Raw genomic sequence first — 14,189 nt, forward strand, 5'->3', positions numbered from 1 at the left:
TGACCGATAGTATGACCGTAGTTGAGAATCGCCCGCAAACCTGCTTCCTTTTCATCTTTACTCACCACATCAGCTTTAGCCCCGCACGATCGCTGCAAAATTTCGTCCAGGAGTTCTGCATCCAGATCTTCTAGGCGATCGAGGCGAGGGGCATTTTCCAACCGGGAAAACAACTGGGCATCCCAAATGATGCCGTACTTAATGACTTCTGCCATTCCCGCCCGAAATTCCCGTTCCGGAAGGGTTTGTAGTACGTTGGGGTCGACGAGCACCAGTCGAGGCTGATAAAACGCACCGATCAGGTTTTTCCCTTGGGGATGGTTTACCCCGGTTTTGCCGCCAATGGAGGCATCCACCATCGCCAGCAGGGAGGTCGGGACTTGAACGAAATTCAGCCCCCGCAGCCAAGTTGCCGCCGCAAAACCCGTCATATCTCCGACGACACCACCGCCGAGGGCGACCATTGTCGAGGAACGTTCCAGGCGGCAGCGGAGTGCGGTATCGTAAATCTTTTGGATGGATTCGAGGGTTTTGTACTGTTCCCCGGCTTCAATGAGGTGGTGCGCCACATCAAATCCTGCCGACTCCAAAGCAGCGATCGTCCGTTGTCCGTACTGTCCAAAAATTTCTGGGTTGGAAACCACCAAGACTTTCGGGCCCAACTCGAGCGGTTCCATCCACTTTCCCAGTCGATCCAATTCCACAGCCGCAATCTTGATGGGGTAAGACTGATGGGGTAAGTTCACCTCGATTACAGACATTTAGAGGCTTTACCTCGCCAAACGCGCTTGTGGGATGTATTTTAGCGCATGGCGTGTTTCAATAGTTTATATCAATAGGAAATGGAGAAAAATTCATGTCTGGCGCACTGGTTTACGTGTTAATGCTCGGTGGTGCTTTTGCCACGGCTGTCATTTTGATGTTCGGTTTGCGAGCTGTTAAACTCATTTAATTTTAATTAACTAAAAAATATGTTAAACGCGATCGCTGAAGCGATCGCGTTTTTAATTGGAGAAAAAAAGAATACGATCTAAATTTACGTACAATCACCGAGGCTAACAATACAAGCCAAAAATTAACGTGGAGATAGGTGCATTTGTGCAATCCTTTTCCAAACGTATGAATCAGACAAAATCTTTGCTCCATCCTCTCGCTAGCTTCGAGCAACTTGTTCGTGAAATTATTACCATAAATAAAGCTTTGAAAGTAGCCTGTGAAATGGGAAACTCCGATTCTCAAATTGCTATATCCATGAAGAACATTAAAACTCGCTGGCAAGTTCGACTTTTGCGACTGTACGCACCCGAGCGCGTCTATCTCCAACTTGATGCTGAAGCAAAATCTGATGAAGCACTGTACGGATTGTTTCTACGCGAACCCATTGAGGGTTTCGCTGATATAAATCATCTTCCCGTTCGAGTTGCCCGGTCGATGTTATCTGCCGAAGAAATTATAAAGTTTAGTAAATGTCGAGTTTAAATTTTTGGTTAAAAGACTTCTTTTTTGTAAAAATTCATCGATCGAATTCAGCAGCAGCAAATTACTTTGTTTTTGTTTAAGATCTGACTTTTGAATACTTCAACAATAAAACTCGATTTTGTTTTTTTGGTAAAAATAGCATAAAGATTCTTGTTTCTCTAAAATTGAGATGAAGTTCACTCAAACTTTATTTTTGTTTGAAATTAATTTCAACAAAAAAGTTCTTTTGTTCGAGGTCTGAAAACAAAAGAACTTATCCTAATTCCTGAAAAGGAATATTTGGAAACCGTTACTCGATCTTGCGATCGATATTTTTCGACGGGGTCGCAAAACTCAATCTACAATCATTTTTCATGAAATGATTGTAGATTTTCACTCAAAAAAGTGCAGTGTTTCTGAATTTATTTTTTGGAAATTCAGAAAAAAAATCAATAACTTTGATAACTTTCATTAGTTATCGTCGATCCGGCATTCGGGTGCTTCAGGATTCTCATCACAGTAAGTTGCAAGAGAATTTTTCTCTTTTTTCTCAACTCGTTGATGCGCGGCTGCTGCTTGCAGTTCTTCGACAATATCCCAAGCAGCCGCACATTCTTTAGAAGTGGCTCCTTTTTGAGCGCAAATTGTTCGAGCATCATCCCGTGCCGCATCAATTTCATCTTCAATGAAAAGCCGTTTTGGTTTGTCGATGAAGTCGCCTTTTTTTAGGATATCGCTAATGGAAATAATTCCAAGTAATTTTTCCTTAATCACCGGAGCGCGACGGATACGGGTATTCGCAAATAGCCGCGAAACGTATTCAATACCTAGCTCCGGGTTGACAACAATACAGGGCTTGGTCATAATTTCGTAGACCCGCATTTTCTTGGGGTCGTGTCCGTAAGCTGCAACCTTATAAACGATGTCAGTTTCGGTCACCATGCCGTAGGGATCGTTTTCATTGCGAGGCTCGACAATTAGCGCTCGCAACCCTTTCTCTTTCATCAGCCCGACGGCTGTGGCAACGGTTGCCGACCCTTCGACGGTAACGACCTCTCGGGTCATAATATCTTTAGCCTGGATCACGATAAAACCTCCTTATTCGATTGATTTAAAAATGTACTGTCTCTGTCGTTTTTTTTGTATTTTAATCCAAAATCTCGATCTCGTTATGATTGAGATGAGCTTGGAACTTACGCTCGAACTTAACTTTAATTGGCAAATTCGGACTAATCGCTCGACCTTGCCAGTCTAGCAAAATATCGATCGCTTCTCCTTCTAAGCCTTGAAGGTTAAATGGTTGATTTCGATGTTGTGGATGGTGATAAACGACAACTCTTTCTTTAACTCGAATGCGATCGCCAATTTTCATCATTTTTTCTCGTTTAATCTACAACTCAATGGAGCGAGTTAGTCAATCTATCACTAACTCGCTTGTATCGATCGTCTAAATCAATCCCGATTAGCGATTAGCTATCGTACATCCTCGCTTCGGGAGCATTGGGATATTCTTCGATGTACAAGTCGAAATTGCTTTTGGGCTTTTCGACAAAATCACTTTTATTAAGAATATCGGAAATTGAAATAATACCGACTAATTTATCTTTAATTACGGGGGCGCGACGGATGCGAGTATTGGCGAAAAGCCGCGCAACATATTCTACACGCAGTTCGGGATTGACGACAATACAGGGCTTGCTCATAATCTCGTAGACCCGCATTTTCTTGGGGTCGTGTCCGTAGGCTGCCACTTTATAAACGATGTCGGTTTCGGTCACCATGCCATAGGGATCGTTTTCGTTGCGCGGTTCGACAATCAGTGCCCGCAGACCTTTTTCTTTCATCTGTTTGACAGCTTCAGCAACGGTCACCGATCCAGAAATGGTGACGACATCTTTGGTCATAATATCTTCAGCTTTCATCATATCTTAATGAGTCTCCTTAGTGGTTTAAAATCTAATAAATGAATCATCGAATATTTGTGATATCTAGATTAAATCGAGATTCAATTCAGTTTTTGAAGAAGGACTAACTTGAGGAAGATCGTGCCAATTTTTCCAGCGAACATCACAACGAGGTATCGCAATTCCCGGAGCATATGCTTCGATAACCCGACCATCCATCGAACAAGTCACCATCAAATAGTCACAAGTTGGACATTCCGTTCGAGTGACCAGATTCTTCGGACAATCGGCATTAATTCGTTTGGCATTAACCGAATAAAATCGCTTAGCAATACTCCCACAATTCGGGCAGCAAATGGCTTGAACAGTCTGCATCTGAAAAACCTATCGTTTTAATCTTTAAAGGTATTGTTCGACAGCACGACTGAATCGATGGTAGGGCGCAACACCGACAATATTTTCCATCAGCTTTCCGTCTTGAAAAACGAGCACGGCAGGAATGCTACGCAACCCAACTTTTTTGACAAATTCTTTATTTTCCTCAACATCAAGCTTTACCACTCGGATGCGATCGCCATACTCTTGAGAGAGTCGATCGATCAGTGGTCGAATCACCTGGCAAGGTCCGCACCAAGATGCCCAACAATCAACAACAACTAATCCTCGATCGCTCAAAATTTTCTCGATATCGATGGTTCGAGATGTAACAGCTTGACTCATAAAAACTGACTCAGAATAAAAAATGATAAAAACAAGGGGACGATGCAAGTCTTATAAAACTGCATCTTCTTGATGGGTAAGAATGGTGCAGTTTGAGGTCGGGTAAGCCACACAAGTTAAGACAAAACCCTCTTCCATTTGGTCATCTTCTAAAAAGCATTGGTCGGATTGATCCACTGTTCCTTCTTGCAATTTTCCCGCACAAGTGGAACAGGAACCGGAACGACAAGAGACTGGCAGATCGATATCCTGCGCCTCTGCTGCATCGAAGATATACTCATCCTCAGCGACATCAATGGTTTTATCGAGTCCTTCAGCTTCATTTATCAATCGAACTTTATAGCTAGCCATGTCGTTGATTTCGCTTTAAAAAATGGATGTGATGTGGGGATGACGGGAAATAAGCGATCGCCCATTCCAGATTCTAGATGCACAGAAGATCTAGACACCAACAGTGGGTTTTAGAGCTTCGTAGAGAGCTTGTGTCACCTCTTCAACCGATCGATTTCCATCGATTTGAGTCAAACAACCCTGCTGACGATAAAAATCGACGAGCGGCGTGGTTTGCTCCTGGTAGACTTCCAAGCGGCGGCGAATCGTCTCTCCGTTGTCGTCCTTGCGTCCCCGCGCCAGCATTCGTTCGACGAGGGCTTCGGTTTCCACAGTAAAATAGACTGCCCGATCGCAGGGTTGTACCATCCGTTGCAGCAGCGTGCCTAGGGAGTTAGCTTGGGTGAGATTCCGGGGAAAGCCATCGAGAATCCACCCCATGCGGGTGTCGGGTTGGCTCAAGCGCTCTTCGATGAGGGCGATAACGAGGCTGTCTGGCACCAGTTCTCCACCATCCATATAGGACTTAGCTTTAATACCCAGAGGGGATTTATCGGCAACTGCTTGACGCAAAATATCCCCGGTGGAAATGTGGGGAATCTGCCAAGTTTGGGCGAGATTTACTGCTTGAGTACCTTTGCCAGCTCCGGGTGCGCCGAGAAAAATGAGTCGCATCATAATAATGGTGAGATTTAAATGGGGTTGACAGGAGAAACTTGTTAAAGGTGTGGGATAAATTTGGGAATCGTCACGATCGCCCCAACGCGATCTGAGCTACCATGCTTCTACGAGTCGCTGAGTTTTTTAGGAGCCATGACAGCGAAGAAACTGGTTGGTCAGACTGTTTGGAATCGATTGGAGCGCGGGCGGCAAGCAAAAGCCCAGAAGGGCGGTTACGCCGGCTACGGCTCTCCGGCTTTCGGTCAACAAGCCTTGAATGGCGAGTTGGTGGCCAATCCTCTCGAACAGGAAATTATCGAATTGATTCGCCGTCACCATAAGTCCGGTAAGTCCCTCCAACAAGTTGCCGATTGGCTGAACCAGCAAGGCTATAAAACCAAGCGCGGCCAGCAATGGCAGCGAATTTCGGTTAAACGAGTGCTCGATCGACTCTATGGGAAAAACCCCAGTCAAAAAACTTCAGGATTTGAACGCTAACTGGTTCGCAGCGAAGTCGATCGCCCCAAGCCAGTTATCGGCCACCCGATCGAGCAGTTGCTTGTCGCGATCGTCCGTCCCTTACACTTCCCGATTTAAGGTGTTTGTCAGATGTATTTCATCCTACACCATAATAAAGCTAAAATCCATACGTATTATTTATTGTAGCTTGCTTAACTGTTACATCCCTCTTCAAGCCACACTGTCAGGTCGATCGAAAGTTCTTTTGGGGTGCTCCCGCTTATGCAATTCGACGATTTGCCCATCGGGACACCGTCCTTAGAAGATGCCATCGATCGCCATCCTTTAATCGTTTCACCACAAACGCCATTGCTCGAAGCGATCGCCCTGATGAATCAAACGCGAGCAGACATTTGCTCGATGGCGGACTCGATACTGGATGGTTCGATCGCTCTGCGGGACACCATACCCCTGACCGGGGCGAGATCGAGCTGCGTTCTAGCCATCGAAGGCGACGAGCTGGTGGGAATTTTTACCGAGCGAGATATTGTACGCCTTACAGCAGCAGGAGTTGATTTTGCTGGGGTCAGAGTCGATCGCATCATGGCACGCCCGATTATTACCTTCAAACACAGCGAATTTCAGGATATTTTTGCGGTGTTGTTTTTGTTTCGTCGATATCAAATGCGCCATCTGGTTATCGTAGACGATCGAGAAAAATTGGTAGGGGTGGTTTCGTCTGAAAGTATCCGTCGGGTGTTGCGTCCGGCGAATCTGCTCAAGATGCGTCGAGTTTCGGAGGTGATGACAACTCCCGTCATTCAAGCACCCTTGAGTTCGTCAATGCTGAGTATCGCACGGTTAATGGCCGAGCATCGCGTCAGTTGCGTGGTGATTGTCGAAGCCGATGCAGAACCGTTTGCCTTGCCCGCTGGCATTGTCACCGAGCGGGATATCGTCCAATTTCAGGCTTTGGGATTGAACTTGTCTCATACTCCTGCAGAAGCGGTGATGAGTTCTCCTTTGTTTTTGCTGAGTCCGGAAGATTCTCTGTGGACCGCGCATCGGGAAATGCAGAAGCGTCGCGTTCGCCGGTTGGTGGTGTCGTGGAATTGGGGTAGCGGTTTGGGTATTGTGACGCAAACGAGTTTGCTGCGGATTTTCGACCCCATGGAGATGTATGGGGTGGTGGAAACCTTGCAGCGCACTGTTGATGAATTGGAGAACAAACGCGGTGATGGTGCGCTGGGAGGAAAATTTTCCCCAGAAGTTCCCGTAGAGAGTTCCCCCCTCGATGGAAGGATTCATCTGGCGAATTTGCGGACTTGCCTGGAACGCTTGACCGATCGATCGAGTTTATCTTCACTCCAACAGGATGCGATCGTAGCGCAGGCGTTGGCAGCATTGAGCCAATTAGAACAGAACAATTAGCGATCGGTTTTGGTTGGGTTGGCGAGCGTCAATGACGTTCGATTCGTCGAAAAACCCGGACTTGGGGGGAAACCCCAACTTTAGTAATAAGTCGTCGGTGCTGCTGTTGAAGTCATGCAATGGCGATCCCGATATCGAGGAAGAGCAAAGCATTTGGAGAACGAAGATTTCGTCTTACCCGCGATCGAATCAATGCTTCGCCCCTACAGTCGATTGGTGATTCCTTGGCGCACCGGGAGTCGATGGGCAAAAACAATCTGTTTGGAGAATGAAACAGCCTTGCTGCGATTGAGGAAGGTTTGTGTTACTGCTCTTGCAAACTGAGTTGCTGCTGATAAAATCCCAACACGCTTTCTCTATAATCGGCGGTGAAATCGGTGTTACATCCGATGGCATCACCCGTCATCCACCAACAAGCAGTACGGCGAACCGCGCTCTCCTCATCGTTATCAACGGCGCTAAATTGCTCTGCAAGCTGCCACTCCACGACACAACTGATGACGCTACGGGCGATTTCGGAATTGGCTTCAAACTCTTCGGGGGTGACGGTTTCCTCAAGACATTGCTCGCTCCAGCCGGTGAGGGTTGCAGGTTTTACCTGCCAATCGCTGTACAGCCCGTCATCGGGGCTGTCTGGGGGTGCAGCCAGCCGCAGGGCTTCGACAAAAGCATCGATTTGAGCCTCGCTCACTTGGGCGGTGGCAGGGCAAGCAAAAAGCCCGATACTGGCGAGGATTCCCATCAGGGTTTTCGTGACGACTCGTCCAGTTTGCGAAATCTGAATTTTCATGACTAGTACCTCTGAATGCTTACAATCGTGTTTTGCTCGAATTTTCTAAAGTAGCGTAAATCCCTGACTGCTTCTGGCGTAAACTCAACTTCATACATTTGCGATCGATAATCCTTTACCCATAATTCCACTCTCAAAAAACTGAGAAAAAGGTGGGGAATTTCCCCACCTTTATAGAACTTACTCACGGGATGTGCAACTTAAAGTCTAAAGCCCTTGGTTTTCCGTTCTGACTGGCGGTCGTCTCCAAATTTCGAGTTGCTTAAACGACGTAAATTCAAGACCTCGGAAAAAGTTGCACATCGCGTTACTCCGTTCCTTCAATCGGTGCAAAACCCTGACGCTGGATATTCTCCGTTATCGTCCGGGGTTCGAGGAACTGCAACACGTAATCCGGGCCGCCAGCTTTGGAACCGACACCGGATAACTTAAACCCGCCAAAGGGTTGGCGCGAGACGATCGCCCCAGTAATCCCTCGGTTAATATACAAGTTGCCCACTTCAAACTCCGCCATCGCCCGATCGATATGGGAGGGAGTGCGCGAGTACAATCCCCCCGTCAGGGCGTAGTTGGTGCCATTGGCCACTTCCAAGGCTGCGTCGAAATCCTTGACTTTAATCACCGCCAACACCGGGCCGAAAATTTCCTCCTGGGCGATGGTATCATCGGGTTTCACGTCGGCAAACACCACCGGTCCGACAAAGTAGCCCGGTTCTGGAGAGGGCATTTCGATCGCCACGGTAGATTCTGCCTTGCCTTTGGCGATATACTCCCGAATCCGCTGCTGGGCTTTGGCATCAATCACCGGCCCCACTTGAGTGCTGGGTTTGGCGGCATCTCCCACATTGAGCGATCGCACCGCCTCCACCAAACGACTGACAAAGGCATCGTACACCGACTCGATAACGATCGCCCGCGAACAGGCCGAACATTTTTGGCCGCTATAGCCGAATGCCGACTGCACCACTCCGGCCACTGCCTGGTCTAAATCCGCACTCTCATCGACAATCAGACCATTTTTGCCCCCCATCTCGGCAATCACCCGTTTCAGGTGTTTCTGTCCCGGTTGGAGAATGGCTGCATCCCGGAAAATCAAAGTTATTTAATTTGACGTAATACGTCAAATTAAATAACGCACTACATGAAAATGAGTGTTATAATTAGGCATTGTTGCAAACACAATGCATTTCAATTTTAATAGCGCAAAAAATTTGGTAAGCGAAGATGACACAAGCAAGACGCAGATTTATCGTTCAATTAGCAGTTGCTTTTGCGATGACCACTTCATTATTTGCGTGTGAGTATCCTAGCTCTAACGTGCCTATAGATGAAGCTTCAACACCAGCGACCGCAACCAGCGTATCGATGCGTTTACCGATACCCGTAGCCGATACTGCATTTGCTCCATATTATCTGTGCATTGATAAGGGAATTTGCGCCAAACACGGAATCAGCTTGAACCTCGAGCCTGGTTCTCCCGAACTCAATCCAGTCAAAATGCTTTCGCAAGGAACCGATCAATTTGCTGTTGTCGGTGGTCCGGAGATTCTGTTTACGGCTAAGTCTAAAGGTGCACCTATTGTCAGTATTACTTTAGTTCATAAAGACTCTAATTTTGTCACGCTTCTTGCTCTGAAAGGCTCTAATATTACTCAATTATCCGATCTTCAAGATAAGAAAGTTGGTTTTTTCTACGGTCACATTTCTACAGATGTTTTACAGATGCTTTTCAAAAAAGAGGATATACAAGTTCAAGAAGTTGATGTTGGATTTGATTACAGTCAGTTAATTACAGAAAAGTTAGATGCTCAATGGGCCTTCCGAACCACAGCCGGAATTACTTTACCCGCCCAAGGAGTAGAGGTTATTTCCATTAACCCTGATGAATACGGAATCACAACTCAAGGTCATGTGGTTTTAACAAGCGAACAAATGCGAGAGAACCAACCAGAGATCGTCCAAGCTTTTACTAATGCAATTTTAGAGTCAATTGCCTATTCTATAGAAAATGAGCAGGAAGCTATTGAAGCAACTATCAAACGCGATGCCACCTTTAAGCAAGAAGTTGGTCAGCAGCAGTTAGCTATTTACAACGCCGCGATCGAGAATAATAGTAAAATTGGTTTGATCTCTGATGAGGATATGGAGAAAACCAAAGAGCAAATGTTGTTATTAGAATTGCTCCCCAAAGACTTTAATACTCAGTCTGCTTATACAAATCAGTTTGTTGAAAACTACTATCAAGAAAATTAAGAAGAGTTAGCTTGAGTGAAGAAATGATTTGTGAGACTTTATTTCTTAAAAGTAACCAAGTTTCCCACTTTTACGAAAATTCTTCTGGAAATTGCACTCAAGCACTTCAAGATGTTTCAATCGAGATGCAATCTGGAGAAATATTAGCAATTGTTGGTGCGAGTGGATGTGGTAAATCAACACTACTCAGAATTTTGGCAGGTCTAGTCCAACCGACAGAAGGAAATGTGACAATCGAAGGCATTTCACCTCTAAAATACCAGCGCTCTCAAAAGATTAGTTTTGCTTTCCAAAAACCTCTACTATTTCCTTGGAGAACAACAATTCAGAATATTATGTTACCAATGGAAATTGTATCAAGGTCTATCACCTTATCTGAAGCTTCAAAGGACTACGATCGCGCTCTTTACTTAATTAAAACTCTCGGACTATCAGGTTTTGAAAATTGCTATCCCCATCAGTTATCTGGTGGAATGCTACAACGAGCTGCAATTGCGCGCGCTCTGATGACAGAACCAAAATTACTACTTTTAGATGAGCCATTTAGCGCATTAGATGAAATTACGCGAGAAAACTTGTGGATAGATTTTAGTCGAATTTGGCGCACTCAAAATCTGAGCGTAGTGCTGGTAACACATAGTACCCAGGAAGCCGTTTTTTTATCGGATCGCGTTTGCGTCATGTCCCACAGACCGGGAACGATTCAAGCGGTATTACCGATCGATTTACCTTCGTTTCGAGATCGAGAAACAATGATGAAGTCTAAATTTTTAGAGTTATGCGAAAAGGTAAAAAACTATCTTTCTTAATTTTTTCGCGTTATATCCAAACAAGAATACTGACTCCCGCGATTGCATTTATCTTTTTTATTTTTCTATGGGAATTAACGGTTCAGAACTTTTCGATATCTCCGCTCGTATTGCCTGCTCCCTCTGCCGTGCTGAAAGTATTAGTTGAACGGTTTGGCTATCTAGCATTTCATGCGGGAATTACTTTTTTAGAAGCCGTTTTAGGTTTTTTACTTGGGTCAATTGCAGGATTCGCACTAGCAACACTTTTTTTATTTTCTCGAACTGCCGAACAAGCTATTTATCCTTATGCAGTTGCAATCAAAGCAATTCCTCTAGTTGCGTTAGCACCTTTAGTCGTGGCATGGTTTGGAAGTGGTTTATTCTCCAAAGTTTTTCTAGCTGCAATTATTACGTTCTTTCCTGTTTTAGTGAATTCGCTAGATGGTTTCAAATCTGTAGAATCTGATGCACTCGACTTATTTCATGTATGGTCTGCATCTCAATGGCAGATTTTTATCAAGTTTCGAGTTTTTCATGCTTTACCTTCTTTATTTGCCGGACTGAAAGTTTCGAGTTCTTTTGCTATTGTTGGAGCGGTTGTTGCCGAATTTATTGGTTCGGAGCAGGGAATCGGTTTCGCGATTAAATCTTCTTCTTATTTTCTCTCTACCGATCTTACGTTTGCCGCCATTCTTGTGAGTGCTCTTATCGGTCTTGCATTTTTTTGGTTAATTTCTGCACTGGAACGCAAAATTGTATTTTGGAAAAATGAATTATAAATCTTCTATAAAATTTAGACTATTCTGTTACGATTTTAGTATTGAAATCGCAATATGAGGTCATAAGTGAGTCAAGTTATCAAACTAGAATCTCAGGAAAATTATTCATCTTCCGAGCTGGAACGACCGCAAAAAATTAGGCAACGTGCCAAGCTTTTACTGGAGCGCCACAAAAATAGTGGAGATCGCTACTGGGTTGAGTTTAAAAATATTCAGTTGCAGATGACAAAAGGTGTATTTTGTCCGGCTTACGGGGATGGCAGTCAGTTACTTGCCAAATACCTGACTGTTGGCTCGGGAGAACGGGTTCTAGATATGGGCACTGGCTCGGGAGCATTAGCGATTTTGGCAGCCAAGCAAGGAGCATCTGTAACGGCTGTCGATCTTTCTCCTCTTGCAGTCACTTGTGCGAGAGAGAACGTCAAGCTCAATAACGTTGAACAGCAGGTCAAAGTGTTTCAAAGCGACCTATTCGATAAGATTGAGGCACAAAAATTTTCTTGTATCTTGTTTAATCCCCCTTTTATGCAGGGTAAACCTAGAACTGCTTTGGAAATGGCAATGTATGATGAAAACTACCATAATCTGACTCGTTTTTTTGCCCAATCTTCTGATTATCTTTTACCTGGAGGTCGCCTCCTCGTTGTTTTTTCAGAAGCTGGAGATATGACCTTGTTTGAGAATCTCGCCCAAAAATCAGAGTTGCGGCTTCAGCTCGTTGCTTCTGAAGTTCCAGAGGAAAGTCATTTGGAGCTAGTTGTCTATGAAATGTGTAAGGAGTAAATTTCTGTGAGAGAAAAGATGCAAGGTGAGTTTCACATCCACATTGACGCTCATCAAATCTCCAACAAGTTTGAAACGTTTGTTCGAGAAGAGTTAAAGTTCTATGACTCGGATTTTTCCGGTCATCCAGAAGGTATTCTCCATTTTGAAACCCCCAGACATTTAACTTATAAAACGAGAAATAGTCGGGCATTTAAAGTGACCTTCGATCGCCTCTTAGCTTATCTCGATAGATCGTCCGATTCATTGGAGGGTTATGTTGAAGGAGAATATATCCCGTTAGATATTGAGATTGCCCAAACGCCGTTTAATGCAGATGTACCTATTCCTTGCCAATGGCAACTCGGGAGTCTGCCATCCGGAAAATTCCGCGAAGATGAAATTCATATTACATTCGATCGCGACCGTTCCGATCCGCGTGCGATCGCTGCTCTGCGGAGTATGGGTTTTTTCTCCGCTTACATGAGCAAACCTTATGGAACGGCAGAAATTTTGACCGTTCAGGGAACGCGCCAGGTGATTCAAACCTTGTTGTCTGAAATATTACCGTATCTCAAAAATGCAGGTGGTGTTGCCAACTGTAGCATCAAAGAAGAACGAGCGATCCGATGGTGGATGAGTTCTCCCTCTGTTCCTCTTCCCCCAGTGGTTCGATCGATTTCGATGCGATCGGTTTCATCCTAAGTTCTAAATTGCAGAATCCCAAGAGATTACGATCGGAGAGGGAGACGTTTTAGGTACTGCCTCTCCTCCTTTCAGTTTCGTTTTTTACGACTCTTGCTAGTGCTCAGAGGCAACTCTGAAGGCATTTGTTTGTACAAACTGGCTAAGGCTTGATAGGTTTCATCTGACATTCGCAACCATCCCTTCGTCTCAATGGGTTGACCTCCATTTTTTTCGATTTCTTCTGCAGATGCTCGAATAATCGGGTTGCCAGCAACTCGGAATACCCCATATCGATCGACATCTTTATTCTCATATTCTGATTCTAGATTGTAGAAAACAACATAATCGGAGGGTAAAAAAAACCAGAAGTCAGTATCGATTTGTGTATGTCGAGCTGTAATGTTGGATTTGACTTTTGTTTCAAATTGAGATAACCGTTCTTCTGAAACAAAAGCGTCCTCATCGATCGCGCTTTGGGAACTCAGTCCGCGCTCGATGGCTTCTTTTTCTTGCTGTTCTTCCCACGCTCTGGTAATTCTGCGTCGGATGGCACGCACCCAGCTTTGGGTTATGGTTTCGGGATCGTCGGCAATCGCTTCTAGGCGATAGGTTTCCTTTGCTGGATATAGGAATGTATACCGAACGTTCTGCTCGATTGCTTTGGTCATTGCCGAAATCACAATCGGATCGGATAGCGCCAACGGTGGCTTGCGTCCCGAAACGATCGTCATCGATACCCCAATATCGCTAGATTTTTGGATTACCTCTTTCTGAAAAACCCGAACGGGTTCCCATGGGGCCAGAGTTCGGTTGCACAAGTCAGTTGAATTGAGAGTTTGTAGTTCTGCGGGTAAAGCGTCTAGCAGCTTGGCCAGTCCTTTACCTTCAGGAAACTCATCGTGGCTAATATCTCGCATGCGTGCGATCTGACGACTAGAGAGGCGATTGTGCGCGTCGCTCTTATCGTTCGATAAATCGTCTTTTATATATGCTGTGAGTCCTTTACCGCTGATGGATGCATATAACCGGATTAAGGTGTCGATATATTGACCGAAGGAAGTGGATTGACCGGGTTGAGTCATAGGTGTAGGTACATGAAGTTGCCGATGTGGTATATATAATTTTATGTCAAATTTATTTACTTTCTGTTTATGACATAATACGT

Annotated in this window: 18 protein-coding genes and 2 pseudogenes; 9 read left to right on the plus strand and 11 right to left on the minus strand. The window is 45.0% G+C overall.

The window, feature by feature from the left end; genetic code table 11:
• A partial coding sequence (locus IQ235_RS01050; protein ID WP_264319643.1) for a 3-dehydroquinate synthase family protein occupies window positions 1-761 on the minus strand: 761 nt, incomplete at its 3' end.
• Between the two features lie 95 nt (window positions 762-856).
• On the opposite strand from IQ235_RS01050, the gene petL reads away from it, so the two are divergent.
• Together petL and IQ235_RS01060 are read left to right on the plus strand one after the other, a co-directional pair.
• Window positions 857-952 carry a cytochrome b6-f complex subunit PetL gene (petL, locus tag IQ235_RS01055; protein WP_264319644.1) on the plus strand — a complete coding sequence of 32 codons (96 nt, stop codon included), beginning with the start codon at window positions 857-859 and terminating at the stop codon, window positions 950-952.
• 248 nt (window positions 953-1,200) lie between these two features.
• The gene (locus IQ235_RS01060; RefSeq protein ID WP_264319645.1) at window positions 1,201-1,479 is read left to right on the plus strand and encodes a hypothetical protein; all 279 of its coding nucleotides are present in this window, start codon (window positions 1,201-1,203) and stop codon (window positions 1,477-1,479) included.
• Between the two features lie 450 nt (window positions 1,480-1,929).
• On the opposite strand, the gene IQ235_RS01065 is transcribed toward IQ235_RS01060, so the two are convergent.
• From IQ235_RS01065 to IQ235_RS01095, 7 genes and pseudogenes are all read right to left on the minus strand, one after another.
• Complete coding sequence (locus IQ235_RS01065; protein WP_264319675.1) at window positions 1,930-2,547, minus strand: CP12 domain-containing protein; 618 nt, start codon at window positions 2,545-2,547, stop codon at window positions 1,930-1,932.
• 58 nt (window positions 2,548-2,605) lie between these two features.
• Entirely contained in the window at window positions 2,606-2,833 is a 228-nt protein-coding gene (locus tag IQ235_RS01070; RefSeq protein ID WP_319592532.1) for a ferredoxin-thioredoxin reductase variable chain, read from the minus strand.
• Window positions 2,834-2,990: 157 nt separating this feature from the next.
• Window positions 2,991-3,383 (minus strand): annotated as a pseudogene (locus IQ235_RS01075) (CBS domain-containing protein); the annotation flags it as partial.
• 63 nt (window positions 3,384-3,446) lie between these two features.
• On the minus strand, window positions 3,447-3,737 hold the full coding sequence (locus IQ235_RS01080; protein ID WP_264319647.1) for a hypothetical protein: 291 nt from the start codon (window positions 3,735-3,737) through the stop codon (window positions 3,447-3,449).
• Window positions 3,738-3,761: 24 nt separating this feature from the next.
• Window positions 3,762-4,082 carry a thioredoxin gene (gene trxA / locus IQ235_RS01085; RefSeq protein ID WP_264319648.1) on the minus strand — a complete coding sequence of 107 codons (321 nt, stop codon included), beginning with the start codon at window positions 4,080-4,082 and terminating at the stop codon, window positions 3,762-3,764.
• Window positions 4,083-4,133: 51 nt separating this feature from the next.
• Window positions 4,134-4,433 (minus strand): 2Fe-2S iron-sulfur cluster-binding protein, encoded by a 300-nt coding sequence (locus IQ235_RS01090; RefSeq protein ID WP_264319649.1) that lies wholly within the window; start codon window positions 4,431-4,433, stop codon window positions 4,134-4,136.
• Window positions 4,434-4,523: 90 nt separating this feature from the next.
• A complete protein-coding gene (locus IQ235_RS01095; protein WP_264319650.1) occupies window positions 4,524-5,090 on the minus strand; it encodes an adenylate kinase in 567 nt (188 codons plus the stop codon).
• Between the two features lie 135 nt (window positions 5,091-5,225).
• Here IQ235_RS01095 and IQ235_RS01100 point away from each other — a divergent pair, with 135 nt between their 5' ends.
• Window positions 5,226-5,570, plus strand: coding sequence for a recombinase family protein (locus tag IQ235_RS01100; RefSeq protein ID WP_264319651.1), 345 nt, complete (start codon window positions 5,226-5,228; stop codon window positions 5,568-5,570).
• 243 nt (window positions 5,571-5,813) lie between these two features.
• On the plus strand, window positions 5,814-6,962 hold the full coding sequence (locus IQ235_RS01105; RefSeq protein ID WP_264319652.1) for a CBS domain-containing protein: 1,149 nt from the start codon (window positions 5,814-5,816) through the stop codon (window positions 6,960-6,962).
• Window positions 6,963-7,266: 304 nt separating this feature from the next.
• Here IQ235_RS01105 and IQ235_RS01110 read toward each other — a convergent pair whose 3' ends face one another.
• The gene (locus tag IQ235_RS01110; protein ID WP_264319653.1) at window positions 7,267-7,752 is read right to left on the minus strand and encodes a hypothetical protein; all 486 of its coding nucleotides are present in this window, start codon (window positions 7,750-7,752) and stop codon (window positions 7,267-7,269) included.
• A 307-nt stretch (window positions 7,753-8,059) separates the two neighbouring features.
• Window positions 8,060-8,845: pseudogene (locus IQ235_RS01115) on the minus strand (aldehyde dehydrogenase family protein); the annotation flags it as partial.
• A gap of 131 nt (window positions 8,846-8,976) precedes the next feature.
• On the opposite strand from IQ235_RS01115, the gene IQ235_RS01120 reads away from it, so the two are divergent.
• The 5 genes from IQ235_RS01120 to IQ235_RS01140 all read left to right on the plus strand — a co-directional run bounded on the left by IQ235_RS01120 (window position 8,977) and on the right by IQ235_RS01140 (window position 13,042).
• Window positions 8,977-10,005: an ABC transporter substrate-binding protein gene (locus IQ235_RS01120; RefSeq protein ID WP_264319654.1), complete on the plus strand. Its 1,029-nt coding sequence runs from the start codon at window positions 8,977-8,979 to the stop codon at window positions 10,003-10,005.
• An 11-nt stretch (window positions 10,006-10,016) separates the two neighbouring features.
• Window positions 10,017-10,814 (plus strand): ABC transporter ATP-binding protein, encoded by a 798-nt coding sequence (locus tag IQ235_RS01125; protein WP_264319655.1) that lies wholly within the window; start codon window positions 10,017-10,019, stop codon window positions 10,812-10,814.
• Window positions 10,784-11,575 (plus strand): ABC transporter permease, encoded by a 792-nt coding sequence (locus tag IQ235_RS01130; RefSeq protein ID WP_264319656.1) that lies wholly within the window; start codon window positions 10,784-10,786, stop codon window positions 11,573-11,575. The genes IQ235_RS01125 and IQ235_RS01130 overlap by 31 nt, the downstream gene beginning before the upstream one ends.
• A gap of 66 nt (window positions 11,576-11,641) precedes the next feature.
• A complete protein-coding gene (locus tag IQ235_RS01135; RefSeq protein WP_264319657.1) occupies window positions 11,642-12,358 on the plus strand; it encodes a HemK2/MTQ2 family protein methyltransferase in 717 nt (238 codons plus the stop codon).
• Between the two features lie 6 nt (window positions 12,359-12,364).
• A complete protein-coding gene (locus IQ235_RS01140) occupies window positions 12,365-13,042 on the plus strand; it encodes a hypothetical protein (protein WP_264319658.1) in 678 nt (225 codons plus the stop codon).
• A 71-nt stretch (window positions 13,043-13,113) separates the two neighbouring features.
• Here IQ235_RS01140 and IQ235_RS01145 read toward each other — a convergent pair whose 3' ends face one another.
• A complete protein-coding gene (locus IQ235_RS01145; protein WP_264319659.1) occupies window positions 13,114-14,106 on the minus strand; it encodes a hypothetical protein in 993 nt (330 codons plus the stop codon).
• Window positions 14,107-14,189: the final 83 nt, after the last annotated feature.

The sequence above is a fragment of the Zarconia navalis LEGE 11467 genome, from assembly GCF_015207075.1.
GTDB classification, from domain to species: Bacteria; Cyanobacteriota; Cyanobacteriia; order Cyanobacteriales; family Geitlerinemataceae; genus Zarconia; species Zarconia navalis.